This is a genomic window from uncultured Campylobacter sp. (assembly GCF_937890585.1).
GTDB lineage: Bacteria > Campylobacterota > Campylobacteria > Campylobacterales > Campylobacteraceae > Campylobacter_A.
Genome location: NZ_CALACG010000258.1, coordinates 1 through 1560 on the forward strand (window position 1 = coordinate 1; position 1560 = coordinate 1560).

1 protein-coding gene and 1 pseudogene are annotated in these 1560 nt (G+C 37.8%); both read left to right on the forward strand.

Going from position 1 to position 1560, the window contains the following annotated elements; all coding sequences use genetic code 11:
* Positions 1 to 283 (forward strand): annotated as a pseudogene (locus Q0296_RS07760) (cell division protein FtsA); the annotation flags it as partial.
* 14 nt (positions 284 to 297) lie between these two features.
* Entirely contained in the window at positions 298 to 1434 is a 1137-nt protein-coding gene (gene ftsZ, locus Q0296_RS07765; protein ID WP_298038981.1) for a cell division protein FtsZ, read from the forward strand.
* The last annotated feature ends 126 nt before the right edge of the window (positions 1435 to 1560 follow it).

Consider the following 1560-nt stretch of genomic DNA (forward strand, 5'->3'; position numbering starts at 1 on the left):
TTATGAGATAGACTCAGAAAAAAAGATGAGATATAAAGGTGAGTTAAGATCAAAGCCAAAAACAAATTTCAACATTTTTGAAGAAGAGAAAAAAGAGAAATTTGAAGCAAAAAAACAGGAAAAAGATGATTTTGAAGAGGGCATTGAGCTTGTAAATATGGATATAAATTTAGAGCAAACAAACAACAAAAACGAGCTTGCAAATATCGCTGATATAAGCAAGCAAGATAAAAAACCAAGTGCTCTTAAGAAATTTTGGCACAGCTTGACACAACTATTTTAAGGAGAATTTAAATAATGCGTAGTTTCACGATCGAGGAAAATAAAAGCCTTTATAGTGCAAAGATAAAAGTAGTAGGCGTAGGTGGCGGTGGTGGTAATATGATAAACCACATCATAAGAGAAAATCCAAATTTAGATATTGATTTGATGATAGCAAATACAGATGCTAAAGCACTTGAAAATTCTCCTGCTCATACAAAAATTCAGCTAGGCGAGAAAAAGACAAAAGGTCTAGGCGCTGGCATGAGACCAGAGGTCGGTAAAGAGGCTGCGCAAGAGAGCTACGAAGAGATAAAGAGTGCTCTTGAGACTTCTGACGTTGTTTTCATCGCTTCTGGTCTTGGTGGCGGTACAGGCACTGGCGCTGCTCCGGTAGTTGCACAAGCTGCAAAAGAGATAGGTGCACTAACAGTTGCTGTTGTAACCATGCCTTTTTCATTTGAAGGTAAAAAGCGCAGCAAGCTAGCAGATATCGGTCTAAACGAACTTAGAAAAGAGAGCGACTCGATCGTTATCATACCAAACGACAGACTTTTAACTCTCATAGATAAAAAATCAGGCATAAAAGAGAGCTTTAAAATGGTTGACGAAGTGCTTGCAAGAGCTGTAAATGGCATGTGTTCTATCGTGCTTGACTCTGGCACGAGCGATATCAACCTTGACTTTGCTGACGTAAAAACAGTTATGAGCCATAGAGGTCACGCTTTGATGGGTGTTGGCGAGGCTTATGGCGAGGGCGCAGCTCAAGAAGCTATCAAAAATGCCATCCAGTCTCCACTACTTGATAATATGAATATAAATGGAGCACTTGGCGTTTTAGTTCACTTTAAAATGCACCCAAGCTGCTCACTTGATGATCTACACAGTGCGATGTCGATGGTTGAAGAGGCATCTGATGATGATGCTGATGTGATCTTTGGTACAACAACTGATGAAAACATAGAAGACAATAAAGTCGAAGTTACTATCATCGCAACAGGTTTTAAAGGTGCAGAAAAAGAAAGCGAAGAAAAAAAAATAGCCCAAGAGCCTGAAAATGATCTTCTAAATAAAAATATCGTTTTAAAAAGAAGAGTAAGCGGTGGATATAACAGTGATGAGTATATCGCACAGCTTGACACACCAACATACCTTCGCCACCAAATGGACTAACTCTAATTATTTAAAATTCTTCTGTTAAATTGCAAGTTTATCTTGCAATTTACCTTTTTATATATTCAAATTTTAACCATTACCTAGCAAACGCCTAAAATTATATTCAATAGCTCGCATTATTTG

What these genes read in the sequence shown, in the direction of transcription:
- ftsZ (WP_298038981.1), top strand. Translation starts at nt 298, where the DNA reads ATGCGTAGTTTCACGATCGAGGAAAATAAAAGCCTTTATAGTGCAAAG.